Origin of the sequence: Myxococcus sp. AM009 (assembly GCF_013372605.1) — a bacterium.
Taxonomy (GTDB): domain Bacteria; phylum Myxococcota; class Myxococcia; order Myxococcales; family Myxococcaceae; genus Myxococcus; species Myxococcus vastator.
The window spans coordinates 1-427 of sequence record NZ_JABXEP010000474.1; the positions used below are offsets into that span (position 1 = coordinate 1).

The 427-nt window shown below is 50.8% G+C and carries 1 protein-coding gene; it reads left to right on the plus strand.

The window, feature by feature from the left end; genetic code table 11:
- Positions 1–427, plus strand: a 427-nt coding sequence (locus tag HV824_RS36465; RefSeq protein WP_176425347.1) for a peptidoglycan DD-metalloendopeptidase family protein, incomplete at both ends; no start/stop codon positions are given.

The following is a 427-nucleotide window of genomic DNA, read 5'->3' on the forward strand; positions in this document are numbered from 1 at the left end:
GATTAAAGCCATGCAGTGGCAAATGGATTTCCGCAAACTGAAAAAAGGCGATGAATTTGCGGTGTTAATGTCTCGAGAAATGCTTGATGGTAAACGTGAGCAAAGCCAGCTGCTGGGCGTACGTTTGCGTTCAGAAGGTAAAGATTATTACGCTATCCGCGCTGAAGATGGCAAATTCTACGATCGTAACGGTACTGGTCTGGCGAAAGGATTCTTGCGATTCCCGACGGCGAAACAGTTCCGTATCTCGTCTAACTTTAACCCGCGTCGTACTAATCCGGTGACCGGTCGCGTTGCACCACACAGAGGTGTTGATTTCGCCATGCCGCAGGGTACGCCAGTGCTTTCAGTGGGTGACGGTGAAGTGGTGGTTGCCAAACGCAGTGGCGCAGCAGGTTATTATGTGGCTATTCGTCATGGTCGCAGC